The organism is Chloroflexota bacterium, from assembly GCA_015478725.1.
In the GTDB taxonomy this organism is placed as follows: domain Bacteria; phylum Chloroflexota; class Limnocylindria; order Limnocylindrales; family CSP1-4; genus C-114.
On record JADMIG010000003.1, the window covers coordinates 149,561 to 175,053 of the forward strand.

Annotated in this window: 19 protein-coding genes, 1 tRNA gene and 1 pseudogene; 14 read left to right on the forward strand and 7 right to left on the reverse strand. The window is 72.2% G+C overall.

All coding sequences use genetic code 11. The annotated features are described in order from the left end of the window. Nucleotides 1-610 precede the first annotated feature (610 nt). Entirely contained in the window at nucleotides 611-1,363 is a 753-nt protein-coding gene (locus IVW53_04645; protein ID MBF6604854.1) for a helix-turn-helix transcriptional regulator, read from the forward strand. Between the two features lie 192 nt (nucleotides 1,364-1,555). Here the strand turns inward: IVW53_04645 and ccsA are convergent, their stop codons facing one another. Genes ccsA through IVW53_04660 form a run of 3 tightly spaced genes read right to left on the reverse strand, consistent with a single transcriptional unit; the run spans nucleotide 1,556 to nucleotide 3,599 of the window. Then, nucleotides 1,556-2,488 (reverse strand): cytochrome c biogenesis protein CcsA, encoded by a 933-nt coding sequence (ccsA, locus tag IVW53_04650; protein MBF6604855.1) that lies wholly within the window; start codon nucleotides 2,486-2,488, stop codon nucleotides 1,556-1,558. A gap of 16 nt (nucleotides 2,489-2,504) precedes the next feature. Beyond that, nucleotides 2,505-2,987 (reverse strand): hypothetical protein, encoded by a 483-nt coding sequence (locus IVW53_04655; GenBank protein ID MBF6604856.1) that lies wholly within the window; start codon nucleotides 2,985-2,987, stop codon nucleotides 2,505-2,507. Nucleotides 2,988-3,026: 39 nt separating this feature from the next. Then, complete coding sequence (locus IVW53_04660; GenBank protein MBF6604857.1) at nucleotides 3,027-3,599, reverse strand: hypothetical protein; 573 nt, start codon at nucleotides 3,597-3,599, stop codon at nucleotides 3,027-3,029. Nucleotides 3,600-3,706: 107 nt separating this feature from the next. Between IVW53_04660 and IVW53_04665 the strand changes: the two genes are divergently transcribed. Next, entirely contained in the window at nucleotides 3,707-4,552 is an 846-nt protein-coding gene (locus IVW53_04665) for an HAD-IIA family hydrolase (GenBank protein ID MBF6604858.1), read from the forward strand. Here the strand turns inward: IVW53_04665 and add are convergent. Continuing rightward, a complete protein-coding gene (gene add / locus IVW53_04670) occupies nucleotides 4,546-5,652 on the reverse strand; it encodes an adenosine deaminase (protein MBF6604859.1) in 1,107 nt (368 codons plus the stop codon). The genes IVW53_04665 and add overlap by 7 nt on opposite strands. Nucleotides 5,653-5,675: 23 nt before the next feature. On the opposite strand from add, the gene IVW53_04675 reads away from it, so the two are divergent. The 7 genes and pseudogenes from IVW53_04675 to IVW53_04705 all read left to right on the forward strand — a co-directional run bounded on the left by IVW53_04675 (nucleotide 5,676) and on the right by IVW53_04705 (nucleotide 16,594). Next, entirely contained in the window at nucleotides 5,676-6,704 is a 1,029-nt protein-coding gene (locus tag IVW53_04675; protein ID MBF6604860.1) for a hypothetical protein, read from the forward strand. Between the two features lie 491 nt (nucleotides 6,705-7,195). Next, nucleotides 7,196-8,710, forward strand: coding sequence for a leucyl aminopeptidase family protein (locus IVW53_04680; GenBank protein MBF6604861.1), 1,515 nt, complete (start codon nucleotides 7,196-7,198; stop codon nucleotides 8,708-8,710). 825 nt (nucleotides 8,711-9,535) lie between these two features. Next, a complete protein-coding gene (locus IVW53_04685; GenBank protein ID MBF6604862.1) occupies nucleotides 9,536-10,897 on the forward strand; it encodes a peptidoglycan DD-metalloendopeptidase family protein in 1,362 nt (453 codons plus the stop codon). 129 nt (nucleotides 10,898-11,026) lie between these two features. Next, a pseudogene (locus IVW53_04690) lies at nucleotides 11,027-12,268 on the forward strand (glucose-1-phosphate adenylyltransferase). A 170-nt stretch (nucleotides 12,269-12,438) separates the two neighbouring features. Further along, complete coding sequence (locus IVW53_04695; GenBank protein ID MBF6604863.1) at nucleotides 12,439-12,951, forward strand: YbjN domain-containing protein; 513 nt, start codon at nucleotides 12,439-12,441, stop codon at nucleotides 12,949-12,951. Nucleotides 12,952-14,239: 1,288 nt separating this feature from the next. Beyond that, entirely contained in the window at nucleotides 14,240-16,102 is a 1,863-nt protein-coding gene (locus IVW53_04700) for a nicotinate phosphoribosyltransferase (GenBank protein ID MBF6604864.1), read from the forward strand. Nucleotides 16,103-16,162: 60 nt separating this feature from the next. Continuing rightward, entirely contained in the window at nucleotides 16,163-16,594 is a 432-nt protein-coding gene (locus IVW53_04705; GenBank protein ID MBF6604865.1) for a tetratricopeptide repeat protein, read from the forward strand. A gap of 12 nt (nucleotides 16,595-16,606) precedes the next feature. Here IVW53_04705 and IVW53_04710 read toward each other — a convergent pair whose 3' ends face one another. The 3 genes from IVW53_04710 to IVW53_04720 form a co-directional block, all read right to left on the reverse strand. Further along, the gene (locus tag IVW53_04710; protein ID MBF6604866.1) at nucleotides 16,607-17,173 is read right to left on the reverse strand and encodes an NUDIX hydrolase; all 567 of its coding nucleotides are present in this window, start codon (nucleotides 17,171-17,173) and stop codon (nucleotides 16,607-16,609) included. Nucleotides 17,174-17,211: 38 nt separating this feature from the next. Continuing rightward, on the reverse strand, nucleotides 17,212-18,342 hold the full coding sequence (gene ugpC, locus IVW53_04715; GenBank protein MBF6604867.1) for a sn-glycerol-3-phosphate ABC transporter ATP-binding protein UgpC: 1,131 nt from the start codon (nucleotides 18,340-18,342) through the stop codon (nucleotides 17,212-17,214). A gap of 653 nt (nucleotides 18,343-18,995) precedes the next feature. Then, a tRNA-His gene (locus IVW53_04720) sits at nucleotides 18,996-19,070 on the reverse strand. Nucleotides 19,071-19,419: 349 nt separating this feature from the next. Between IVW53_04720 and IVW53_04725 the strand changes: the two genes are divergently transcribed. From IVW53_04725 to IVW53_04745, 5 genes are all read left to right on the forward strand, one after another. Then, complete coding sequence (locus tag IVW53_04725; GenBank protein MBF6604868.1) at nucleotides 19,420-20,280, forward strand: hypothetical protein; 861 nt, start codon at nucleotides 19,420-19,422, stop codon at nucleotides 20,278-20,280. Nucleotides 20,281-20,340: 60 nt separating this feature from the next. Beyond that, nucleotides 20,341-21,093, forward strand: coding sequence for an ABC transporter ATP-binding protein (locus IVW53_04730; protein MBF6604869.1), 753 nt, complete (start codon nucleotides 20,341-20,343; stop codon nucleotides 21,091-21,093). Between the two features lie 29 nt (nucleotides 21,094-21,122). Continuing rightward, nucleotides 21,123-23,663: an FtsX-like permease family protein gene (locus tag IVW53_04735; protein ID MBF6604870.1), complete on the forward strand. Its 2,541-nt coding sequence runs from the start codon at nucleotides 21,123-21,125 to the stop codon at nucleotides 23,661-23,663. A 234-nt stretch (nucleotides 23,664-23,897) separates the two neighbouring features. Continuing rightward, nucleotides 23,898-24,488, forward strand: a complete 591-nt coding sequence (locus tag IVW53_04740; protein MBF6604871.1) for a biotin transporter BioY — start codon at nucleotides 23,898-23,900, stop codon at nucleotides 24,486-24,488. Nucleotides 24,489-24,506: 18 nt separating this feature from the next. Then, nucleotides 24,507-25,484 carry a DUF2236 domain-containing protein gene (locus IVW53_04745; protein ID MBF6604872.1) on the forward strand — a complete coding sequence of 326 codons (978 nt, stop codon included), beginning with the start codon at nucleotides 24,507-24,509 and terminating at the stop codon, nucleotides 25,482-25,484. Nucleotides 25,485-25,493 lie beyond the last annotated feature (9 nt).

Sequence of the window (25,493 nt, forward strand, 5' to 3'; positions counted from 1 at the left end):
GCTCTCCTCGTTTCGCCTTCTCCCGTCCGCGACCGCGGGCCGGGGATCCGCTGCAGGGGGCCGATCCGTCCTGGGGGACGGCGGGTGACCTGCTCCTCCTACCCTCGCCGGCGGGACCACGTGGCTCGTTCTGTAGCTGCGAGGTCTCGACCGGCTCGCTCGATCGATGCGCGGTCCCCGAGGTCGAGAGGCGCCTCCGGTGGGACCGGCGGCCGACCGCGGGAGCGGGTGCGGATCGGGCGAGCGAGACTCCGAACGATACGCCGGGCCGGCCGAGGAGTCAAGATGCAAAACACAACATGTAGTGGTGCGGTGACTCGCTGGACCGCTACATGTTGCGATGCGGCCACTCCCTGCGGCGCGGGAGTGATCGCGCTTGGCCGGAGGTCCACCGTCGTTGGAGAGTCCGCGTCGGACCGTCCACGGGCCCGGGTTGATCGTCCACACCGGCCGCTCGGTTGTCCACCACACCGTCCACAGGGGACCGCGGGAGGCTCCCGGCGAGCGCCACAATAGAACAGATGAGCGGTTCTGCGACTCGTCAGCGGCGGTGAGTCCGCGGTGAGTCCCCGGTGAGTCCGGGGAGAGGGCCGGGGCGGACCATGGGGCCGTGGACGACACCCGCCTCGGTTCGATCTATCGGGCCCTGCGCCGCCGCCGGGGCTGGCGCCAGGTGGACCTTGCCGTCGCTGCCCGGTGCTCACGCGGCACGATCTCCAGGATCGAGCGAGGCCATCTCGACGACGTCGTGCTCGGGATGCTTCGACGCGTGTCGGACGCCCTCGAGACGCGGCTCGACCTGGTTCCGCGCTGGCAGGGTGGCGAGCTTGACCGGCTCGTCGCGCGCGGGCACGCCGAGCTCCACGAGGCATTCGCGACGTTCCTCGCGGCACGACCCGGCTGGACGATGCGGCCGGAGGTGTCCTTCGCCGTGTATGGCGAACGCGGGATCATCGACGTCCTCGCCTGGCACGAGACGAGCCGGTCCGTGCTCGTCGTCGAGCTCAAGACCGAGCTCGTGGACGTCATGGACCTGATGTCCACGATGGACCGGCGCCGACGCCTGGCGGTCCGCATCGCCGCCGATCTCGGATGGAACGCCGCGTCGGTGTCGAGTCTCGTCGTCCTCACGGGCAGCCGGACGAACCGGAGGCGCGTGGCCGAGCATCGGACCGTCCTCCGTGCCGCGTTCCCGTCGGACGGTCGGAGCCTGTCGGTGTGGCTCAACGATCCGCGAACGTCGATCGGCATCCTCGCCATGTGGCCACGTTCACGCCTGGCGAGCGTACGGTCGGTCGGTGGCGGGTCGCGGCGGGTGCGGCAGAGCGCCCGGGAGGCGATCAGGCCGTCGACGTCGATCTGACGCCTCGCGTCGTGTGCGTCCGGCCGCTTGCGAGGCCAGCGGCGGGCGAGCGTCGGCCCGATCCGCCGCGGATCCGTCGGAGCGGTGGACCGAACGTTCGTGGTGCGTGCATCTGGCCGGATGCGTTCGATGGGGCCCGCCGCCCGCCGCCGCCGGCCACCCGCCGCGATCGCGCTGCGCTGCGCGCCCCGATCAGTTCAGGCCGGAGTACGCGTGGAGGCCGTTGAACCAGAGCGAGCCCGAGTACGTGACGAGGACCATCCCGAACCCGACCACGAGGAGCAGGGCTGCCGGTCGGCCGGCCCACGACCGGCGGTTGCGGGCGTGGAGGTAGACCGCGTAGGTGAGCCAGGTGGCGAGCGCCGACGTCTCCTTCGGATCCCAGCCCCAGTAGCGCGACCAGGCGATCGACGCCCACCACGAGCCGAGGATGATCATCGTGGCGAAGATCGGGAAGCCGATGATGACCGCTCGATAGGCGACCTCGTCGAGGACCTTGTGCGACGGCAGCCATGCGAAGCGGTCGCCGGTCCCCTGGATGAGGTAGCCGACGCCGGCAGCGAACGACGTCGCGAAGATGCCATAGGCGATCGTGGCCATCCCGACGTGGATCGTCAGGAGCGGCGCGTTCTGGAGCGCCGGGACGAGCGGTTCGATCTGCTTCGGGAGCGTCGCCGAATAGGCGAACAGCATGAGCGCGACGCCGATCGGCAGGAAGCCGATCGAACGGATGGGATAGCGCCGCTCGAGGAACAGGTAGCCGCCGGTGATCGTGAACGTGAAGGCGACGGTGAACTCGAACATGTTGCCCCACGGGCCGCGGCCCACGATGATCGCCCGCAGGAGCATGGACAACCCGATCGACAGCCAGGCGACGAGGCTCAGCCCCCACGCGTATGGAGCCGCCGCGCTGGTCGGGCGTTCGCCGAGCCGCTCGACTCGCGCCCGCCCGTCGACGAACGAGCCGGTCACGACGCCCGCATAGGCCGGCTGGCGCCGCGGCAGGGCGAGCGACAGCGACCGCCGGCCGTTCGCGAGGAGCACGGCATGGACGACGTGCGCAGCGAAGGCGAAGGCGAGGAGGATGCCGCCCGTGGTGTAGAGGATGAGAGAGCCGCTGGCCATGGGGACGCCTCGATGCTCAGGCGGCGGCCGCGCCGCCGGGGGGAGGTCCGGCGACCGGACCGAGGATGAGCGCGCGCTCCTGGATCTTCAGGACGAGCCCGCAGTTGCCGCACGTCGTGACGCCGGCGCTGCGTCCGAGCCCGCACATCGGGCAGATAACCCACAGCTCGTCGCCATCCGATGCGCAGCGCGTCGTGCCGGTCGCATAGATGAGTCCGTCGCGGAGGCAGTGTGGGTGGCCCGGCGGGAAGATCGGGCGACCGTCGCCGTCGAGCCCGGCCTTGCGCGGGCCCTCAGCGTAGCGGACGCCGATCCGTGGCTTGCGGATGAGGTAGATCAGCTGGCCGAGGAGCAGCAGGCTGATGAGCGGCCCGATGACCCCGACGAGGAGCAGGAGCGGGAGGAGCAGGATGAGCGAGCCCCAGTCCGGGATGATGATCTTCGAGAGGAGATCGAGGAGCCCGGTCCACGCCTGGTTCAGGGTGTCGATGACGGTCACGGCGGCATTCTAGCGCCGGCCGGCGCAGGCGGGCGCCGCTCAGGGTCGACCGCGCTTCGGGTTGCCGCGCTTCGCCGTCGCGCCGCGCCCGGGCTTCCAGCCGGGCCGGTCCGCATCGTGGTCGCGCTCCTCCGGGCCGGGCATCGGCGGCGCCGGTGGTCGAGGTCGCCCGGCGCTCACCGAGGCGAGCGTGGGACGGGCGAGGCGGCGGATGAGCCACGATGCACCGATCGTCGCGGCCCCCCGGACGCGCAGCTCCCGGGCGAGATTCCCGTCGTCCGTGACGACGAGGATGGCCGGCCGGCCGCTCGGATCCGGATGGCCGCCGGTCGCCTCGGTCACGAGCCGGACCGCGAGCGCGTCGGCACTGAGGCGCCCCGAATGACGCACGGTCACGCCATGGGCGATCCGCGTTCCGCCGAGGCCCGGTTCCGGGGGACCGTCGAACAGGATCTCGATCCGGATCGAGCCGGGGACGATGGCGCGGAGTCGTCCGACGAGCGCCGCCGGCGGCGCCGCCCCGGGCCCCTCGCGGAGGGCGTGGAGGAGGTTGTTGCCGTCGACGATGACGCGCTCGATGCCCACCAGCGGGTCGAACGGTGGTCGCACCATCGGTCCATCGTCGCATATGCGACCGCCGCGACCGGAGCGACCGGCCTGGCAGGGGCGACCGCCCTCGCCGGAGCAGCCGGCGGCCCGGAGCGGATACGCTTGCCTCGATGCTCCTCCTCGTCGACCTCGACGGCGTCGTGTATCGCGGCGCCGACGCCGTCCCGGGAGTCGCCGCGGTCCTCGCCGCCCGCGCGGCGCTGGGTGACGACGTCGTCTACGTGACGAACAACTCGATGCACTACCGGGCCGACTACGTCGCTCGTCTCTCGGCGATGGGCGCGCCGGTGGGTGCGGACCGGGTCGTCAGCTCGTCGCGGGCCACGGCGCTCTACCTCAGCGAGCTCGACCCGCCCGTCCGGCGGATCCTCACCGTCGGGGCCCGCGGACTCGAACGGGAGCTCGAGGACCTCGGATTCGAGGTGGTCCCCGCCGCGGTCGCGGCGGCGCGGGCGGAGGAGGCCGATGAGGACGGCTTCATCGCCGCCGGACGACCGGACGCCGTGACGGTCGGGGTGGACCCGAAGATCGACTGGCTCCGCATCGGCTGTGCGGCCGACTGCATCCGGGCGGGAGCCCGATTCATCGCGACGAACCGCGATCCCGTCTATCCGATCGAGCGTCGTCTCAGACCGGGCGCCGGCTCGATCGTGGCGGCGATCGCGACGGCCGCGGGCCGGGAACCGGACGTTTCGATCGGCAAGCCGGCAGCGCTCCTCCTCGAGGAGGCGGCACGGGCCGTGGGAGCCCGGGCGAGGGACGGCGTCATGATCGGCGACGGCCTGCTCACCGATCTCGCCGCGGCGCGCGCGGTCGGGGCACGGTCCGTCCTCATGCTGACTGGCGTGACGACGCGAGCCGCCCTCGATGCACTGCCGCCGGATGGGCGGCCGACGGAGGTGGCCGAGGACGCCGCGGGCCTCGCGACCGCCCTCGACCGCCTCGCTGCTCACTGACCGGGCGCGGCCGACCTTCCGAGGAGCTCCGGCCGTTCGGCCGCCCAGGCGTCGAATTCCACCGTGAGCGGCGCGATCGCGGCCGGTTCGGCAAAGGCGACGTCCAGCCCGCGCCGATCGATCGCCCAGAGCTCGGAGGGCGCGAGTCCGATCCGGTCGACCGCCCGGGCGTACTCCGCGGCCAGGCTGACATCGCTCACGGTGAGGTCGTCCGTCGAGAGCGTCACGGGCACCCCGGCCCGCTGGAGGTGCGCGAGCGGATGCGCCTCGAGGGAGGGGACGATCCCCGCCTGCACGTTGGAGGTCGGGCAGAGGTCGAGGCTCACCGCGCGCGCGATGAGCTCCGCGCAGAGGTCCGGGTCATCGATCGCAGCCGGCCCGTGGGCGATCCGTTCCGGGTCGAGCGCGAGGGCTCGCCGGACCTGCGCCGCGCCGCCCCACTCGCCGGCGTGGCAGGTGATCCGGAGGCCGCCCGAGCGAGCGGCTTCGAAGGCGCGGCGATGGATCGTGGGATCGGGGAACGACGCTTCCGGCCCGGCGAGGTCCCAGCCGACGAGCCCGCGGTCGCGGAACGCCGCGGCGGTCTCGGCGAGGCGGACGTTCGCTGCCGGGTCGTGCGACCGGAGGGCTGTGGCGATGAGCCGCACGACGATCGGATGGCCGGCCGCGGTCGCCACCCCGGCACCGGCCGTCGCGCCGTCGCACACCGCCGCGATCCCGGCGGCGAGCGCGAGGCCGCGTCGCTCGTGGAGGAGCGGCCCCCAGCGGATCTCGACATAGCGGACGCCGTCGAGCGCCTTCGCCACGACGAGCTCGCGCGTCACCCGCTCGAGGGCCTCGGCATCCTGGAGGAGGGCGATCGGGAGCTCGAACGCTCGCAGGAGCTCGGCCTGCGAGCCGCATCGCTCGGGTGCGACGAGGACGGCCCGCATGCCCGCGAGGTCCGTCGGCGCGTCGATGGCACGCGTCCTCGCGAGGTCGAGGGCGGTGGCGACGAGGAGCGACCCGTCGAGATGGAGGTGCAGCTCCGTCTTCGGCCAGTCGGCGAACCGCGATCGGTCCATGGAGGGGCGTTCCCGGGCCCCGGGTGGGAGTGTCATCGCCCGATGCTACGATGCCGACGGTGGAGCACGCGACCCGTTCGAGCGCCCGTTGGATGGCCCGTTCGATGGCGATCCGGCTCGCGTGGCTCGGTTGCGCGATCCTCATCGCCCTCGGGGCGGCGGGCATCGCCGCGGGGATGGAGCATCAGCCGGGGACGCTGGCCCGCGCCGAGCTCACCTGGGCCGCCGACCAGCGGATCTCGCCCGGGCTCGACGCTGCGGCCAGCCAGCTGCGGGCCCTCACCGCGGATGTGGATGCGCTCGGGACGATCGGGACGAACACCCTCGCCTCGGTCGCCGGCGGTGACACCGCGGCGATCCAGCAGGCGATCGCGGACGGACGATCGCTCATCGATCGCATCGTCGCCGAGACCGCGGCGCTCCAGGCCCGCCTCGCGGCACTGCCCGGCGTCGGCCCGGGGATGGAGGTGCGACTCGGGAAGATCGCGTTGACCCGCTATCGGACGCTGGCCGGCGCGCTGGATGCGACCGGCGTCATCGGCGCCTCGTGGGACCGCCTCACCGCGGGAAGTCTGGCCGCCGTCCAGCTCCAGACGACCCTCGCCGACCACGACATGGCCACCCTCGCCGCGGCTCGCCTGGGCTCGGCCGGTCGCTACACGGACGCGGTCGCGGCGTTCGCCGCCTCCGATGCGGCGCTGGCCGCGGCACGCACGCAGCGCGACGCGATGGCGGCGTCGGTGGACACGACGGTGCTCAGCCAATGGATCGATCGGAACGCCGCGTACGATGCGGCGCTCAAGCGGCTCTACGAGCTCCTCGCCTCGTCGAAGGGCCGGGTCACGACGTCGGTCCGGGCCGCGTTCGCGGCGGAGGAGGCGGCAAAGCGACAGCTGCCGGGCGACACCCGAGCGCTCATCGTGATCATGGCCGACGTCGCCCAGGGCGGACTCAACCAGGCCGTCGTCTCGATCGAGCAGGCCAAGGGTCGGCTGATCGATGCGCTCGATGCGTTCATCCTGGCCGGGATCGCGGCGCCAGGAGGTGGGGCGCCGGGGAGTGGGAGTGGCGGCGGGTCCGCGCCCTGATCGGTCCCCGGTCCGTCCGCGCCGCCGCCGCGCGCCGCCGACCCTTCGCCCGCCGTCGCGAGCGTGGCGCCAAATCCGCCCGCGAACTGGCCAGATGCACCTCCCGCGAACGGTAGGTCGGATCGGTGCTCGGTCTGGACGCCGGATGGGGCATGTGGCGGCCCAAAATGTCATCCGCCACGCACGAATGTCGGCTGGCTGCCGACGCGCACGTCCCGCCGCGGACCGGCCAGCCGACCGAAGGCTCGTCGCACGTGCATCTGGCCATGTGGCTGCCGACAACGATCCGGACCGAGCGATCCGCTCCGGACCGAGCGATCCGCTCCGGACCGAGCGATCCGCGACGCCGCGCTCCGTCCGCGCCGCCGCCGCCGCGCGCCGCCGACCCTTCACCCGCCGTCGCGAGCGTGGCCGGCGAGACGATACACTCTCCCGGTTCGTCGCCGCTGATCGATCGGATGATCGGCCAACACACGGAGGATCACCGCTCGATGAAGCTGCGCGTCATCACGGACCAGCCGTGGGAGGTCGCCGCGGACGTGCTCGCGATCCCGTTCATCGGGGATCCGGCGTTCGTCGGACCGCTCGACGAACTCGATCGGCGGAGTCGGGGCGAACTCCGGTCACTCGCTGCCTTCGGCGAGCTCCGCGCGAAGCGCTATGACTCGACGCTCGCCAACCCGGGCGATCTTCCCGTCGCGCGGCTCCTCGCGATCGCGGCCGGGCCCGCGGCCGGGATCGACCTCGAGGTCGCCGTTCGGGTCGGCGCCTCGATCGAGCGCCGGCTCGGTGGGCGGACGGTCCGCAGCCTCGCGATCTGGCTCGGCGATCTCCCGGCCCACGTCGACGGCGGCGCTGCGGCGGTCGCGGAGGCCCTCGCCCGCGGCGTCGTGGAAGGATCCTACGAACCGGCGGCGATCTACCGCGACCACGTCGACACCGCCCCGCCGGTCCTCGAGGAGCTCATCCTCGTGGCGCCCGGCGCGGATCGATCGGCGCTCGCGCGCGCGGCGGAACGCGGCCGGATCGTGGCCGAGGGTGCGAACACGGCACGGACGCTCGCGAACCAGGCGAGCAACGACCTCGATCCCGTCGGTCTCGCCGAGAAGGCCCGCGCCATCGCGGAGCGGAACGGCCTGTGGATCGACGTCATCGAGCCGGACCGGGCGCGCGAGCTCGGGATGGGGATGTTCCTCGCGGTGGGCCGGGGCAGCGACAACCCGCCGCGGATGATCGTCATGCGCTCCGGCGGCGAGGGCGAGAAGGATGTCCTTGGCCGGCACCTGGCGATCGTCGGCAAGGGCGTCTGCTTCGATTCGGGTGGCATCAGCATCAAGTCCGCCGACCGGATGGAAGAGATGAAGATGGACAAGACCGGTGCCGCGACCGTGATCGCGGCGATCGAGACGGTCGCCCGTCTCGCGCCGGGGACGCCGCTCCTGGCCGTCGCGCCGGCCGTGGAGAACATGCCGGGACCGCATTCGACCCGGCCCGGCGACGTCGTCCGGGCGCTCAACGGCAAGGTGGTCGAGATCAACAACACGGACGCCGAGGGCCGGCTCATCCTCGGCGACGCGATGACCTACGCGGAGCGGCTCGGGGCGACTCATCTCGTCGACGTAGCCACTCTCACCGGGGCGGTGGGCCGGGCACTCGGCGAGCTCGTCACCGGGCTCTTCGGGACCCCGCAGACGTGGGTCGCGGAGGTGCAGGCGGCGGCGGCCCGGGCGGGCGAACGCTCCTGGCAGATCCCGCTCGTCGATGAGTACATGACGGACATGGACAGCTGGTACGCGGATTTCGTCAACTCGTCGCCGACCGGGGAGGGCGGGCTCGTCAAGAGCGGTCTCTTCCTTCGTGAGTTCGCCACCGTGCCGTGGGTCCACCTCGACATCGGCGGGACAGGCTACTTCCGGAAGGAGAAGCCGTACGCTCCGCGGGGTTCGAACGGCGTGACCCACGCCACGCTCGTCGAACTCGCGCTCGCCGGAGCGCGTCGGAACTGAGCTCGCTCGCCCTCGGCTTCGCATTCATCGGGGCCCTGTGGGGGTTCGCCGCCGACCGCATCGCGACGCGCTGGCCGGAGCACGACGAGGCCGAGGGATCCCACGCCGGCCGCCCGATCGGCTGGAGAACGCTCGTCGTCGCCGTCCTCGGCGGTCTGGCGCTCGGGGCGCTGCCCGACCGTTATCCGGACCCGTCCCAGCTCACCCTCTTCGCCGCCTGGTTCCTCGTCCTCACGCTGCTCCTGGCCACCGATCTCGACCAGCGCCTCCTCCCGGACGTCATCACCCTGCCGCTCGTCCCGCTGGTCGCGGTCGTCGTCCTCGCCGGGGTCGACCCGCTCGTCCGGGGTCCGCTGGGGATGGCCGCCGCCGTCGCGGTCGCGATCGCCGTCCCCGCCCTGTTCTACCTCCTGTCCATCCCGTTCGGCCCGGGAGCGATCGGGATGGGCGACCTCAAGCTCCTCGTGAGCGTCGGCCTCCTGTGCGGGCTGATCCGCACGATCAGCGGCATCGTCGCGGGCGCGTTCCTCGCCGGGATCGTCCTCGGCGCGCTCCTCGTCACCCGTCGGATCACCCTCCGATCGTACGTCCCATTCGGGCCATTCCTCATCGTCGGTGCGTTCTGGGCCGTCCTCGTGCGGTACTGAGCCGGATCGACCGAACCGCCCGTCGGTCCGGCGGCTGTCCCGGTGGTACGATGCCCGCCAGCCGGAGTCGTCCTGGGGCAGTGCCCGCGTCGGGGCGGCGCATCACCGGCGGGCGTATCCGCCAGCCGCGCCGTCGGGGCGCGCCAACGGAGTTTGCTCGCGCAGTGACGACGCCATCTTGTTCAGCCGCCTGAGCCGCCAGATCCGCGTCCCGAGGCCTCCTGCGCGGGGCCGCGGCCGTCGACTCCTCGCCCTGCTCATCCTCACCGTCCCACTCGTCGTCGGCGGCGTCGGGACGTACGGCACACCGCCGGCCACCCGTGGCGACGAGCTCTCGGACGCTCAGGCCCGGGAGAAGGCGCTCGCCGCGAAGATCGCCGCCGAGAAGGCGCAGCTCGCCAGGCTCGCGGCCCTCCAGGCCGGCCTCTCGGTCGACATCACCCAGACGAAGAGCACGCTGTCGGGCGTCAATGCCGATCTCGCGGCGGTTAAGGCCCAGGTCGCGAATCTCAGCCTCCAGATCGGGCTCGTGCAACAGACCTACAACGGCCTCGTCATCCAGATCGCGGATCTCAACGCCCAGATCAGCCGGATCGCGATGGCGGGCGTCGTGAAGAACGAGCAGCTCGCCGAGCGGAAGGGGATCCTCGCCGAACGGCTGCGGGCCGCGTACACGGCCGGCCAGACGTCGCTCCTCGAGACGATCCTCTCGGCACGGTCGTTCTCGGACGCGCTCGCCGACGTGGGCTACTACCTCGATATCGGGAGCCAGGACAAGGCCCTTGCGGTTCAGATCGCGTCAGATGAGGCCGATCTCGTGAGCCTGCAGCAGGTCGTGACGGACACCCTGAACCAGACCGCGGATCTGCAGGCGCAGACCGCCGCCCAGAAACTGCAACTCGACGCCAAGCTCGGGGACCTCAAGCAGGCGAAACAGCAGCTCGCCGTGCTGCAGGCCGAGACGCAGCGGCAGCTCGCCCTCCAGGCGACGGCCTATCAGAAGCTCCACCTGAGCCGCGCCGCGGCGGCGGCCGCGCTCGCCCGGGAGGCGAGGGCGCAGGCTGAGGTCAGGAAGAAGATCGCCGACCTCATCGCGCAACAGTTCGCCAACGGCAACATCCCGTCCGTCTACAACGGATCGCTCCAGTGGCCGCTCGCGGGGATCATCACCCAGGAGTTCGGCTGCACCGGGGTGCCGCAGGAGCCACCGCTCGGGAACTGCTCGCACTTCCACATCGGGATCGACATCGCGGCGCCGATGTACACGCCGATCCGGGCCGCCGGCGCGGGTCGGGTCGTCTACGAGGGGCCGCTCTCGGACGGGGCGTGGGTCGTCATCATCGCCCACAGCCAGTCGCTCGTGACGCTGTACGGCCACGTCGACAACCGCCGAGCCCCGCCCGTCGTGCGGGCCGGCGACCTCGTCGCCCAGGGCCAGATCATCGCCTACGTCGGGATGACCGGGAACACCACGGGACCGCATCTGCACTGGGCGGTGGAGCTCAACGGGACATGGGTGAACCCGCGGCTGTTCCTGTGACCGTCCGTTGACCCGGCGATCACCGACGGGAATGCGCCGGATGCTAGCATCGACGGAGCGGCGGGCCAGGGCAGGGGAGACCGAACGCCGGCCCGGACGCCGCGCCGAGGACAGCGCAGGGAGGGCCCGATGAAGCGGACGATGGCCGTCATCCTCGCCGGCGGCGAAGGCGAGCGGCTCTCCATCCTGTCGTCCGTCCGGGCGAAGCCGGCGGTGCCGTTCGGCGGCAAGTACCGGATCATCGACTTCTCGCTGTCGAACTGCGTGAACTCGGAGATCGACAACGTTGTGGTCCTGACGCAGTACAACCCGCGCTCGCTCAACGATCACATCGGTCTCGGCCGGCCGTGGGATCTCGATCGGAACAAGGGCGGCGTGAAGATGCTCCAGCCGTACATCGCCCGTGGTCGGCTCGCCGAGTGGTACCGCGGCACCGCCGATGCCGTCCTCCAGAACATCAACGTCATCGAGCACGATCCGGCGGACACGGTCGTCGTCCTCGCCGGAGACCACATCTACAAGATGGACTACCAGCCGTTCATCGCCGCCCATCGGGCGCGCCGCGCGGACGTGACGATCGCCGTCAGGCGGGTCCCGCTCGCCGACGCGACGCGGATGGGGATCCTCGCGATGGACGAGACGAACCGGGTCACCGAGTGGCAGGAGAAGCCGAAGCAGCCGAAGAGCGACCTCGCGAGCATGGGCGTCTACGTCTTCACCAAGCGCGCCCTTCGCCGCTGGCTGTCCGAATCCCGGACCGACTTCGGCGGCAACGTCATCCCGGCGATGATCGACGGCGGTGCCCGGGTCTTCGGCTATCACTTCAACGGCTACTGGCAGGATGTCGGAACGATCCAGTCCTACTGGGAGGCGAACATGGCCCTCCTCGAGGATGCGCCGGAGCTCGATCTCTATGACAAGGGCTGGCTCATCCACACCCGCTCCGAGGAGCGCGCGCCGGCCATCGTGGGGCCCACGAGCCAGGTCCACCGGAGCCTCATCAGCCACGGCTGCGTCATCAACGGGACGGTCGTCAACTCGGTGCTCTCGCCCGGCGTCCGGGTGGAGGTCGGGGCGGTGGTCCGCGACTCGATCGTCATGTTCGACTCGGTGATCCGCTCCGGTGCCGTGGTCGACCGGGCCATCCTCGACAAGGAGGTCGTCGTGGGGCCGGGAGCGATCGTCGGCGAGGGCACGGATCTCTCGACCCCGAACCGCCAGGAGCCCGCCCGCCTGTTCACCGGGATCACGGTGGTCGGGAAGCAGTCGGTCGTGCCGCGCGGGGTACGGATCGGTCGGAACGTGAAGATCGGGGGCAACGTCCGCTCCACGGACTATCCGACCCGCGTCGTCAAGAGCGGATCGACCGTCGAACGGCGCGAGGAGGCCGCCCCGCATCGCGAACGCGGCGGAGCGGCGCGCGCTCCTCAGGCGATCGGCTCGGCAGGCGTCGCCGGCGCCGGTACCGGCGGAGCGGCCGTCTCGGGGCTCGTGCGGCAGACCGCCGAGCCGGCGTCGGGACGGTCCCGTCGCGCACCGTCCTGATCACGTCCGCGGCCACCGCGGCCGACGTCGAGCGGTGGTTCGCCGAACTCGGGGTCGCCCCTGAGCCTCGCATCGCGCGGGACGCGATCGCCGCCTGGGACGTGACGCTCGACGGCCGGCGGCGGTTCGACATCCGGATCACGGTGATCCTCGACCTCTCGCTTGCCGGCATCGTCTGGGTCCACTACGCGCCGCCGATCACGGACGGCTTCCGGCGGTCGTATCGGAAGCTGCTCCGCTGGAATGACGAGTTCCCCATGGTGAAGTTCGCCGTTGCGACGGACGAACGGCCGGTCCTCAGCGCCGAAATCCCGATCGAGCGACTCGATCGCGACGAGCTCGGGCTCGCGATCGCCCGCCTGCTCGCCGTGTGCGACGCGCTCGCCGACGAATCCGCCGCCTGGATCTGGCTCGACGGGAAGGTCCCGCCGGCGGGCGAGCGACGAAGTCGTGGCGCCGCGCTCCTCGATCGCTACGCGCCGCGGCTCGGCGAGCTCGGCGGGGCGTGAGGGGCACCGCCGCGGGGGAGGCTGGACCGTCGGCGTCGCGCCGGGATCGTCGTCGCCCGGTTCTCATGGCCGCCATCATCGCCACACTCGTCGGGGCGATCGTCGGCGCGGCCGGGATGCTCCTCGCGGTCGTCCCGGTCGCCTCCGCGGCGACGCCCGACCTCACGATCGTCTCCGTGACGACGTACGACGTCCGGCCGGATCGACATCTCGTCCATGTGACCGTCGCCCTGCGCGCGACGAACCGCCACGCCGATACGGTCATCCGTCGCTACTTCGTCGACCACGCGATCCTGTCGCTCCAACCGGGCACGTCCGGGTTCGCCGTCGCGGCCGTGGGCTCGACGGTCCATCCGACCGTCCGGACGACCTCACGCACCGCGAGCCAGACGCTCGTCTCGATCGCCTTCGGGACGCAGCTCGGGAGCGGTCGGACGATCGCCCTGCGGCTGACGTTCGACCTCGTGGATCGGGGCGGCGAGGCCACGCGCACCCTGCGGGTGGGACAGTCGCTCGTGACCTTTCCCGTCTGGGCCTTCGGGACCGCGACCACACCGGGCTCGACGGTGGCGGTGACCGTGCCGGCGGGATATGCCGTCGAGGTGGTGGGCGGACCGCTGACCGGCCCGACGACGGATCCCGGCGGGCTCCAGCGGTACGCCAGCGGCCCGCTCGCGCAGCCGATGACGTACGCGGCGTACGTCGTCGGCACGGCTCCCGGAGCGTATCGCGACACGTCGCTCACGCTCACGGTCGCGGGCGCGCCGCTCTCGGTGGTCGTCCGTGCCTGGCTGGACGATGCGCCGTTCGGGACGAGGGTCGCGACCGTCCTGCGCGGCGGCCTGCCGGCGCTCGGCCGACTCATCGGCATCCCGATCCCGGACAGCGGCGCGACCCCGCTCACCGTGGACGAAGCGGTGACGCGCGCGGCCGGCGGGTATGCCGGACTATTCGATCCGGCGGCCCACCGGATCGCCATCGCCTACGACGCGACGCCCGGGGTCGTGCTCCACGAGGCCGCCCATGCGTGGTTCAACGGCTCCCTCGTCGCGGACGGCTGGGCCGCCGAGGGGTTCGCGGCGTACTACGCCGGACTGGCGGCGGGCCCGCTCAGGATCGCCGTCCCGCCGATGACGCTCAGCAAGGCGCTCCTCGCCGCCCGGATCCCCCTCAACGGCTGGTCGCCCGGCCGCGCGCAGCCGACGACGGACGCCTACGCGAGAGCGGCCGCGCTCCGGCTCGCAACGCTCATCGCGGCCCGCGCCGGCCAGGCCGGGCTCGCGGCCGTATGGCGGGCAGCGGCCGCCGGCGAGCCCGCCGACGTGCCGGTCCACGGCGGGTCGAACGGGTCCACCGCCGGGGGTCCGGTCGCGCCCGACTGGCGAGGGCTCCTCGATCTCCTCGAGACTCGGACGGGTCGCTCGTACACGGACCTGTGGAAGGCGTGGGTCGTCCGCCCGGACGAGGTCGCCCTCCTCGATGCCCGGGCGACCGCGCGAACCGACTACGCGGCTGCCGTCGCGGAGGCTGGTGCGTGGGAACTCCCCGCCTCGATCCGCGAGGCGCTCGACGCCTGGCAGTTCCCGGTCGCGGAGCGTCTCATCGCCGCGGCGCGCGCCGTCCTCGCGCTCCGGCCGGCCCTGACGGCCGCGGCGGCTGCGGCGGGACTCGTCGAGCCGTCCTCCGTGCGGACCGCCTTCGAGACGATGCCCGATCCGAGTCAGGCGGCCGCGATCGCGACCGCCGAGCGCGCCGCGATCGCGGCGCTCGCCGCCGATGCCGCCGCCAGGCCGACCGCGTCCGACCCGATCGGCTGGGTCGGACTCCTCGGTTCGGACCCGGACGCGGCGATTGCCGCCGCGCGGAGCGCCTTCACCGCCGGCGATCTCATGACGGCCGTCGAGCGCGGCGAGGCGGCCCGGGCCACGTGGGCGGGTGCCGTCGATGTCGGCCGGACGCGCCTCGCGGTCCTCGGCCTGCTCCTCGCGGCGTTCGGGATCGCCGTCCTGCTCGTCTCACGACGACGCGATCGTCATCGGGGGAGGACCCCCCGGTACGGTACACTCGCCGACGATCCGCGCCCGGGCTCGCATTCCGGACGCGAACCGGGAGACGACCGATAGGCATCCTCCACACGAGCCCATCGCGGGAGATCCTGTCCGGCGAGTCGGCGGACGTCTACTTCGCGCGTGCCGAGCGGGTGCTCGAGCGTGAAGGGCTCGACCCGCTCGTGTCGATGGAGGTGTTCAGCCGCGAGGCCGGCATCCTCTGCGGCATCGACGAGGCGAAGAACCTCCTCGCCCATGTCCTCGGCGACGGCCCGGCGGGTTCGCTCACGGTCGAGGCGCTCGACGACGGCGACCCGTTCGAGGCGAAGGAGATCGTCCTCAGGATCACCGGCCGGTACCGCCAGTTCGGCCTCTACGAGACGGCGATCCTCGGCATGCTCGCGCAGTCCACGGGATGGGCGACCGCGGCCCGGGAATGCGTCGAGGCGGCTGCGCCGGCGCCGATCATCAGTTTCGGCGCCCGGCACGTCCATCCCGATGTCACGGACGTCCTCGACTACGCGGCGATCGTCGGCGGCTGCGTCGGGGCTTCGACGCCGGCGGGCGCGCGCCTGGCCGGCCTCGCACCCACGGGCACGATGCCCCACTCGCTCGTCCTCATCTTCGGCGACACGGTCCGCGCCGCGGAGGCGTTCGATCGCGACCTCGAGGACGACGTGCCCCGGATCGTCCTCATCGACACGTTCAAGGACGAGGCCGAAGAGGCGCTCCGCGTCGCCCACGCCCTCGGCGACCGGCTCTATGGCGTCCGCCTCGACACACCCGCGGAGCGAGGCAGGGTGACCGCCGACCTCGTCAAGGAGGTCCGGGCGAGGCTCGACCTCGAGGCATTCGGCCACGTGAAGATCGTCGTCTCCGGCGGCCTCTCGCCCGATCGGATCACGTACTTCCGCGAGGCCGAGGCCCCGGTCGATTCGTACGCAGTGGGCTCGTACATCAGCGGCGCTGCGCCGATCGACTTCACCGGCGACATCAAGGAGATCGACGGGCGGCCGATCGCCAAGCGCGGCCGGATCCCCGGCCGGACGCCGAGTCCACGCCTGCGGACGGTGGACCTCGAGGCCTGGCGCTCCGGCGGCTGAACCTCGCCCGGTCCGGCGGCTGAGCCCGCCACGCCGGCGGTTTCATGCGACCATCCGCCGATGAGCGAACCGCTGCCTGCGCCGAGCGAGGATCGGGGGGACTCGGCGGACGGTCCGCCGGCCGAGAGCGCCTATGAGCTGCTCCGGCGCGGCGAGCGACTCCTCGCGGATCGCCATCATGCCCAGGCGGCGATCGTGCTCGAGCGGGCTGCGCGACTGGAACCCGGCAAGGCGTCCATCCTCGAGGCGCTCGGTCGGGCCTTCTACAACAGCGGCCAGCGGGCGCGCGCGGCGGAGACGTTCGCGACGCTGCTCGAGTTCGACCCGTCCGCCCACTACGCCCACTACGGGCTTGGCCAGAGCCTCAAGGGACTGGGCAGGGAGCGCGAGGCGCGAACGCATCTCCGGCTCGCTGTCGCCCTCAGCCCCGAGTCTCGCCTGTACCTCGGGGCGCTCGAGCGGATCGGGCCGGCCGATGCGCCAGCCGACTGATCGGCGGTCGGGTCAGATCTCGTCAGCTGCGCCGTCGCGGGTGAGGCGATCGAGCCAGAGCAGGCCGAGGATGGACTTCGCGTCGGCGAGCCGGCCGTCCGTCGCGGCCGCCATCGCGTCGTGGCGGGAGAGCCGCGCGAGCTCGAGCCGCTCGTCCTCGTCCGGACCGCGCCGGTCTCCGCTCGCGGGTCGCAGATCCGTGGCGAGGTACAGGTGCATGAGCTCGGAGGCGAATCCAGGGGCCGTCCAGAAGCTGCCGAGGTGGCGCCACACGCCGGCCCGATAGCCGGTCTCCTCCTCGAGCTCGCGCGGGGCGGCGAGTGCATGGTCCTCGACCTCGCCGGTCGCCGGGTCCACGATGTCGAGCGTCCCGGCCGGGATCTCGAGCATCGCCCGTCCGGCCGCGGAGCGCCACTGGCGGACCATGAGGACGCGGTCCTCCGGGTCGAGGGCGAGGATCGCCACCGCTCCCGGATGGCCGCACACGTCGCGCTCGGCGCGCGTGCCGTCCAGCCGTTCGATCGTGTCGATCCGGAAGGTCAGATAGTGGCCGCGGTGGAGGATCCGGGAGCCGACCACCCGTTCCTCGAGCGGGTCGTTCGTCGTTCGATCGGCGCTCAGGCGGACACCGCCGCGGCCGCCGCTGCGGCCTTGAGCTGGGTGACGGACATCCCCGTGTCGCCGTCGAAGAGGTGGAGCTTGTCGAGCGGCAGGGCGAGTGTCAGGTCGTCGCCCGGCATGACCCGATGGCTCGCGTTGACGATCGCGACGAGGTCCTTTCCGGCCGCCGACACGTGGAGGAGTTCCTGGGCGCCGAGATACTCGACGACATCGGCGCGACCGTGGATCGTCGCGACCCCCGAGCTCGGACCGCCGAGGTCGAGGTGATCCGGGCGGAAGCCCGCGACGAGTTTCCGGCCGGCCATCTGACCCACGGCCTGGCGGAGGCGGTCGGGGACCGGGATCGTCGTATCCGGCGCCTCGAGCGTCGTGGAGTCGCCGCTTCCCGAGACGGTCACGTCGACGAAGTTCATCGAGGGGCTCCCGATGAAGCCGGCGACGAACCGGTTCGTCGGGTGGTCGTACAGCTCCTGCGGGGTTCCGACCTGCTGGAGGAGCCCCTCGCTCATGACGGCGATGCGGCTGCCCATCGTCATCGCCTCGACCTGGTCGTGCGTGACGTACACGGTGGTCGTGCGAAGGCGCTGGTGGAGTCGGGCGAGCTCGGCCCGCGTCTGGACGCGGAGCTTCGCATCGAGGTTGGACAGCGGCTCGTCCATGAGGAAGACCGCCGGCTCGCGGACGATCGCCCGACCGAGCGCGACCCGCTGGCGCTGGCCGCCGGAGAGCTCCTTCGGCTTGCGGTCGAGGTAGCGGCCGATGTCGAGGATGTCCGCGGCCTCCTTCACCCGCCGCTCGATGTCCGCCTTGGGGACTTTCCGCAGCTTGAGGCCGAAGGCGAGGTTGTCGCGGACCGTCATGTGTGGATAGAGAGCGTAGCTCTGGAAGACCATCGCGATGTCGCGATCCTTCGGCGCGACGTCGTTGACGACACGATCGCCGATCCGGAGCTCGCCGGCCGTGATCTCCTCGAGGCCCGCGATCATCCGCAGGCTCGTCGTCTTGCCGCAGCCGGACGGTCCCACGAGGACCATGAACTCCCCGTCGCGGATCTCGAGGCTGAGGTCGTTGACGGCAAGGACCTCGCCGTACTTCTTCACGACGTGGTCGAACGTCACGGTGGCCAACGTACGCTCCCTGCCGTCCGGGTCATCGCGGGACCCTGCATCCGGCCGTCGGAGCGGCGCGGACGGTCCCCGTACGAGGTGCCGGTTTCGGCTGGCGGCATCCTAGCACCGGCTCGAGGCCGTATCGCGACGAAACCGCGACCGATGCGACCCCCGCCTCGGGGCGGTGGCGGCGGGGCGGCGGATCGTCGGCGGCGGATCGTGGGGCGGCGGCGGCTCGGCGGCGGCGGTGCGATGGGCCACTCGCGATGGGCCACTCGCGATGGGCCATTGCTGTCACGTGATCCTCAGGCGCGCACTGGTCCGCGCCCCCGACGATCCAGAGCAGGCTCGCGTGCAGGAGGCCCTCGTCCAGCAGTGACAGGGGGTCGCCTGGCGGGCATCTGTCAACGACCAGGTGACCAGTGCGCGCCTCAGGGTCATCTGGCAGAAACCGCGCAAACCGCACGAGCCGCACGAGCCGCACGAACCGCACGAACCGCGGGGTCCAGCGAAGGACCGCGCGGGCGTGGTCAGCCCACTCGACCCGATCGACCGGTGACGAGGACGGTGATCGTCGCGAGCGCCGGGGTGCGGTCCAACCCTGCGGCCAGAGCGAACCCGACGAAGGAGCGACGGTGCCTCGCGGGGAACTCGCTCCGCGAGGGGGGGATTGGGGTGGCCTATGGGTTTCGAACCCATAACCTGCGGATCCACAATCCGCTGCTCTGCCGTTGAGCTAAGGCCACCGTGCAAGCCCGGAGCAGACGAGCACCGCCGGGAGCCTCGGCAGTATACCCGCGGTTCCAGCGGGCCCAAGGGGAACGGGGCCCAGGCGGAACGGGTCGCGCCACCGGCTCATCAGCGCGACGCGGGACATCGTGCCCGCCAGTACTCCCGGCTCGGCCGCGCGGGACCATCGCGCCGGCTGACCATGCCGCACTCCCCCCGTAGGGTGAGGACTGCACCGGAACGCGTGACAGACCCCGACCGCCGGCCCGGAGCGAGCACGACTGAGGAACCGCCGCCACTATGCCATCCCTGTCGCCGATCCGTCCCGCCCGACGCCTTCGTCGGCGGCCGCGATTCGGCGCGTTCATGGCCGCCACCTTCGCCGTAGCGACGCTCGGCCTGTTCCTCACCCCGATGAGCGTCCTCGGCTGGGGCCCCAGTTCGTTCAGCAGCTCGGACGAGGCGGAGCTCATCGCCCTGACGAACCAGGCGCGGGTCGGCACCGGACTGCCCGCCCTCGTGGTCGACGGCGCGCTCACCTCGATCGCCCGCTGGCGGAGCCAGGACATGGCGGTCCGGGGCTACTTCGGCCACGACATCCCGAGCCCTCCGGGCGGGATGGTCTTCGGTGAGATGGATCGGCGCGGATACTGCTACTCGGTCGCCGGAGAGAACATCGGCTGGAACACGTACCCGGACGACGTCGCGACCCAGCAGATCGAGTCGATGTTCCTCGCCTCGCCCGGCCACCGGGCGAACATCATGGGTGCGTCGTGGAACCGCATCGGCGTCGGTGCGTACGAGGACGCGAGCGGCAAGAAGCTCTGGACGGTCCTCTTCGCGGATGCCTGCTCGGTGGCGCCGAAACCCACTCCAAGGCCGACTCCCAGGCCGACGCCCAGGCCGACACCCGCCGCCACGCCCGCGCCCGCGGCGACGACGCGACCGACCTCCCCGCCGACGCCGACTCCTGTATCGACCCCGGCTGCGCCGCCCGCGACCGTGATACCCGCGACGCCCACCCCGACCCCCACCCCGAGCCCGACCACCAGCCTCTCCCCGACGCCGAGCCCGACCACCTCGCCGTCCCCGACGGCGGCCGCGCCAAGCCCGACCACCGCTGGCCCGCCGCCGACCGGGACGCTCCGGGTCCGCGACGCGCCGGGGCCGGCGGGGCTCTTCGGCACGATCGTCGGTGGCGTCGCCGGGTTCTTCTTCGGCGGCTGAGCGCCACGGTCCCGCGGTGAGCGGTACCCGCCGCCACCCCGACCGGTACACTGCCCGCTGATGCCGCCCATCCTCGAGGCTCGCGACCTCACGAAGGCGTACCGCCTGGGCGAGACCACGGTCGAAGCGCTCCGCGGTGTCTCGTTGGCGGTGGACGAGGGTGAATTCGTCGCTCTGATGGGCCCTTCCGGATCCGGCAAGAGCACGCTCCTCCAGCTGCTCGGCGGTCTCGACCGGCCGACGAGCGGCGACGTCATCCTCCAGGGCGAGACGATCAGTCGCCTCCGCGACGAAGATGCCACCCGTCTCCGTCGCGATCGGACCGGCTTCGTCTTTCAGTTCTTCAACCTCATCCCGCTGCTCGACGTGGCCGAGAACGTGGGTCTGCCGTTCACGATCGCCGGCCAGGACCCCCGCAGCGGCGATCTCGCCGTCCGTGTCCGCGACGCCATCGAGCTCGTCGACCTGCAGGGCAAGGAGCACCATCGGCCCGATCAGCTCTCGGCGGGTGAGCAGCAGCGAGTGGCCGTCGCCCGGGCGCTCGTCACGAGGCCGGCCCTCCTCTTCGCCGACGAGCCGACCGGCAACCTCGACTACACGACGGGCTCGGAGATCCTCGATGCACTCTGGCGCAGCTGCACCGAGCGGCGACAGACGATCGTCCTCGTCACGCATGACTCCAAGGCGGCCGCCTACGCGGATCGCGTGTGCGTCGTGCGGGATGGGCGGATCCTCGAGGAGATCCGCCTCGGGCGGCGGGCGACCCATGACGCGACGCCGCTCATCGCCCGACTCGCCCAGCTCGGCCTGTAGCGTGGCAGCGGCCTGATGCGAGGCCGGCGATGCGTGGGCTGACCGGGCTCGCCTGGCGAAGCCTGTCGGCGAGGCGTGGCCGGGCGGTCCTCACGATCGTGGGGATCGCCCTCGGGGTGGGAGTCCTGTTCGCCGCCCTCGCCACGAACGACGGCATCGAACGCTCCGCGGACCGGACGGCGGCCGCGCTCGTGGGCCGGGCGGACCTCCGGGTCACCGCCTTCACCGAGCGCGGCCTGTCCGACGCGACGGTCGCCGCGATCCGGGCCACACCCGGCGTCGCCGTCGCCGCCCCGCGGATCGAGCGTCGTACCTTCATCGCCACGGCGCTCGGCGCCGGCCCGGCGGTGGCGCCGCCGATCACGGTCCTCGCCATCGATCCGGCCAGCGACCCGCAGATCCACGACCTTGCGGGTTCCGCCGCCCTGGGCGCGGCCGCGGCAGGGCCGCCACGGGCGCTCGTCTCGGCGCGGCTCGCGGCCGAGGCCGGATTGCACATCGGCTCCACGTTCACCCTCCAGGGCATCGCCGATCCCTCCGTCTCGACCGTGACCGTGACCGGCATCCTGTCCGGCAGTGGTCCGGTCCTCGGCTCGTCCGGCCGAACGGCGGTCATCACCATCGACGAGGCCCGGATCGTCTTCGGACCCCTCGGCACGACGGAGGTGGATCTGCGCCTCGCGCCTGGCGCGACGGTCGACGGGGTCACGGCGGCCCTCGGCCAGCGCCTCGTCAACGAGCCGTACGTCGTCAGCCGGCCGGCGGATATCGCGGCGTCCATCCGCGCGTCGACGTCGGACTTCCAGGCGACGACGGCACTGCTCGCCGCCGTCGCCCTGTTCGTCAGCGCGTTCCTCATCTTCAACACCCTCTCGATGACGGTCGCCGAGCGGACGCGTGAGGTCGGGTTGCTCCGTGCGGCGGGCGCGGGGCGCGGGCAGGTCGCCCGGTTCGTCCTCGTCCAGGCGCTCGCCCTCGGGATCGGCGGGTCGATCGTGGGTGTCGGCGTCGGCCTCGTCCTCGCGGCGATCATGGCGCGCTACGTCGCGAGCATCGCGAACGTCCCGCTCGACGGCCTGTCCGTCCCCCCTTCCGGGGTCGCACTCGCCGTCGGCGTCGGCCTGGCGGTCACGATCGCTGCGGCGATCGAGCCGGCGATCCGGGCCGGCCGCATCTCCCCGATCGAGGCGCTCCGGGCGCGGTCCGTGGATGCTCGGACCGGCGGTGGGGCCCGGCTGCGCTGGCTCGTCGTGGTGTTCATCGTCGTCGCCGTCGCGGGCCTGCTGGTCTGGCCGACGGGCGGGGCGGTGGGCTCACCGCTCCGCGCGCTCGTCGTCTACGCGATCCTCCTCGCGGTGACCATCGCCTCGCCGTTCCTCCTCGCGCCGCTCGGACGGATCGCCGGCCTGCCGTTCGCGCTCGTCCTGCGCACCGAGGAGCGTCTCGCCCGCGGCGCCGCGGTCCGCGATCGGAGCCGCACGGCGCTCACCGTGGGCGCGCTCCTCGTCGGCGTCGCGATGATCGTCGCCGTCGGCGCGGTCGCGCTCAATGCGCGGTCGGCCGCCGAGTCGTGGCTCACGGATGTCGTGCCCGGCGACGAAGTCGTCACGTCGATCGTCCCGGCCGCCATCGATGCGACCGGACCCGGCGCGACGCTCGGCGCTGTCCCGGGAGTCGTGCAAGTCACGCCGATCGCGACCTTCGCCTCGGCGTACGAAGGGCTTCGCCTCGACGCGACCGCGATGGCCGGCGCGGATCTGCTCGCCGACGGGCGGCTCACGTTCGTCGCCGGCGACCGGAGGGCGGCCCTGACCGGTCTCGACGGCGGCGGAACGGTGATCCTGCCACGAAGCGTGGCCGATCGGTTCGGGCTCCGGGTCGGTGACCGCATGGCGTTCACCGTGGGTGGTGCGGAGCCCGTCGTGGATCTGCGGGTGACGGGCATCGTGGAGCGGACCATCCCGGGACGGGCCGGCGAGTCGATCCTCATCGGGTGGAGCGATGCGATCGGGCGGTTCGGGGTGCTCGGCGCAGATTCGTTCGCCGTCCGGTTCGCGCCGGGGACGGCCGCGACGACCCGCCCGGCGCTCGAGGCCGCGGCCCGACAGCTTGCCCTCGAACCGAACACCCTCGAAACGATCCGGGGTGCCATCGGCGACGCGCTGGGCCAGGTGTTCGGCCTGTTCGACGGGCTGTCGGCGATCGCGGTGATCGTGGCGGGTCTCGGCATCGTCAATACCCTCACGATGAACGTGGTGGAACGCGTCCGCGAGATCGGCGTCCTTCGAGCGACGGGGATGACCCGGCGACAGGTGTGGCGGATGGTCGTCGTGGAGGCGGGCGTGCTCGGGATCGTCGGGGCGATCCTCGGCTCGATCGCCGGGATGGCGGCCGGCGTGGCGCTGATCGTGCTGGCCGAGGGTTCCGTCGGCAGTGTCGCGATCGATGTCCCGTGGCAGACGATCGGGCTCGCTGCCGTCTTCGGGGTCGCCGTCGCGATGATCGCCGCGTACTACCCGGCCCGGCTCGCGAGCCGGATCTCGATCGTCCGCGCCGTCCAGTACGAGTGACCTGCGGCCGCGGCGGCGCGCCACGGGATGGAGCCGGCGCGAGCGGCCTGCCCATCGTGGTCGGACTGCCCATCGTGGTCGGACTGCCCGCCGGTCGAGTAGACTCGCCGCAGTCCGTCAGGCCATCGGACCGCGCATGGAGCGGAGGACCCGCATCGGATGTTCGCGACCACCCGCCTCGACCGGCTGCCCACGACCGAGCGCGGCATCACGATCGGTGACTTCCTCGTCCCCATGCGGGTCGGCGATCGGCTGGGAACGCGGACCCGTCACATCGCCCTCGTCATCGTCGGGGCGGCCTTCATCGCCCTCACGGCGAACCTCTCGATCCGGCTCGGCGACGATCCGGTCCCGATCACCGGGCAGACCTTCGCCGTCCTCATCGTGGGCGGGGCGCTCGGATTCCGGCGGGGCATCCTCGCCACGATGTTCTACCTCGTGCTTGGCCTCGTCCTTCCCGTCTACGCGGACCATCGGTCCGGCCTCGCGATCATCGGGACCATCTCGGACGGACGGCTCGTCCTGGGGCCGACCGGTGGGTACCTCGTCGGGTTCATCCTCGCCGGGGCGCTCGTGGGACGCCTCGCCGAGCTCGGCTGGGACCGCCATCTCGGCGGCGCGCTCACGGCGATGCTCATCGGGGACGTGGCGATCTATGTCGTGGGCCTGCCGTGGCTTCTGGCGGCGACGCATGAGAGCGTCTCGTGGACGATCGCGAACGGGCTGACTCCGTTCCTCATCGGCGATGCGGTGAAGATCGCCCTGGCCGCTGGGTTGTTCCCGGCAGCGTGGTGGGCCCTGGGCCGTCGCCCGCCCGAACGGTAGCGATCCGAGGAGCCCCAGATGACCCGGACGGACGAGGCAGGTGACCCAGGTCCGGTCGACGATCTCAGCGGACTCTACGGCCCTGACTCCGAGGCCTGGCGACTCAATCGCGAAGCCGCTCTGCTCCTCGCGGCCGGACCGCGCGCCCTGCTCCTGCAGATCGCTCATCCGCTCGTCGCCGAGGGTGTCGACCAGCACAGCGCCTTCCGAGTGGATCCGTGGGCCCGACTCGCCGGCACGCTGCGGAGCTACCTGACGATCGTCTATGGCGACGGGCCCACGGCGCGTCGCGAGATCGCGCGGCTCGCGCGGCTCCATCGGTCGATCGCCGGACCCGTCCGCGATCCCCTGGCACGAGCGCAGACCGACAGCTCGCGGTACGACGCGCTCGACCCGACCCTTTCGCTGTGGGTCCATGCCACGCTTGTCGACTCGACGATCGTGGCGTACGACGCCTGGATCGAGCGCCTCTCCCCGGTTCGTCGCGAGCGCTTCTACGCGGAGACGCGACCGATCGGACACGCCTTCGGGATCCCGGACGAGCTTCTGCCACGGACGTACGACGACTTCGTCGCGTATCTGGCGGCGATGCTCGGCCCCGATGGTCCGATCCATCCCACGCCGACGGCGTGCGATCTCGCCCGGTCGATCCTTCGTCCGCCGCTTGGGCCGCTCGTGCCGCTCGTGGCCGGCCGCATCGGTCTCGCGGCCCACGCCGAGGCGATCGCTGGCCGGCTCGCGCGTCTCGTGCCGCCCGCGGCGACAGCGTGGGCCCTGTGGCCGTCCGTCGCCCTGCTGCCGCCGACGCTGCGAGCCGAGCTCGGTCTCGCCTGGGACCCGCCGCGGCAGCTCGTGGCCGGGTGGCTCGCGCTCGGCATCCGGACCTGGCGGCCATGGCTCCCGATCGAGTGGCGACAGATGCCGCGGGCGCGGGCCGCCGACCGGCGGATCGCTGCAGGCCGGGCCGCAGCGGGCAGCGGCATACTGCGCGGATGACCGAGCGGA

What these genes read in the sequence shown, in the direction of transcription:
- IVW53_04740 (MBF6604871.1), top strand. Translation starts at nt 23,898, where the DNA reads ATGCGGGTCGGCGATCGGCTGGGAACGCGGACCCGTCACATCGCCCTC.
- IVW53_04735 (MBF6604870.1), top strand. Translation starts at nt 21,123, where the DNA reads ATGCGTGGGCTGACCGGGCTCGCCTGGCGAAGCCTGTCGGCGAGGCGT.
- IVW53_04705 (MBF6604865.1), top strand. Translation starts at nt 16,163, where the DNA reads ATGAGCGAACCGCTGCCTGCGCCGAGCGAGGATCGGGGGGACTCGGCG.
- add (MBF6604859.1), bottom strand. Translation starts at nt 5,652, where the DNA reads ATGACACTCCCACCCGGGGCCCGGGAACGCCCCTCCATGGACCGATCG.
- IVW53_04730 (MBF6604869.1), top strand. Translation starts at nt 20,341, where the DNA reads ATGCCGCCCATCCTCGAGGCTCGCGACCTCACGAAGGCGTACCGCCTG.
- IVW53_04700 (MBF6604864.1), top strand. Translation starts at nt 14,240, where the DNA reads ATGGCGGGCAGCGGCCGCCGGCGAGCCCGCCGACGTGCCGGTCCACGG.
- IVW53_04725 (MBF6604868.1), top strand. Translation starts at nt 19,420, where the DNA reads ATGGCCGCCACCTTCGCCGTAGCGACGCTCGGCCTGTTCCTCACCCCG.
- ccsA (MBF6604855.1), bottom strand. Translation starts at nt 2,488, where the DNA reads ATGGCCAGCGGCTCTCTCATCCTCTACACCACGGGCGGCATCCTCCTC.
- IVW53_04680 (MBF6604861.1), top strand. Translation starts at nt 7,196, where the DNA reads ATGAAGCTGCGCGTCATCACGGACCAGCCGTGGGAGGTCGCCGCGGAC.
- IVW53_04660 (MBF6604857.1), bottom strand. Translation starts at nt 3,599, where the DNA reads ATGGTGCGACCACCGTTCGACCCGCTGGTGGGCATCGAGCGCGTCATC.
- IVW53_04665 (MBF6604858.1), top strand. Translation starts at nt 3,707, where the DNA reads ATGCTCCTCCTCGTCGACCTCGACGGCGTCGTGTATCGCGGCGCCGAC.
- IVW53_04745 (MBF6604872.1), top strand. Translation starts at nt 24,507, where the DNA reads ATGACCCGGACGGACGAGGCAGGTGACCCAGGTCCGGTCGACGATCTC.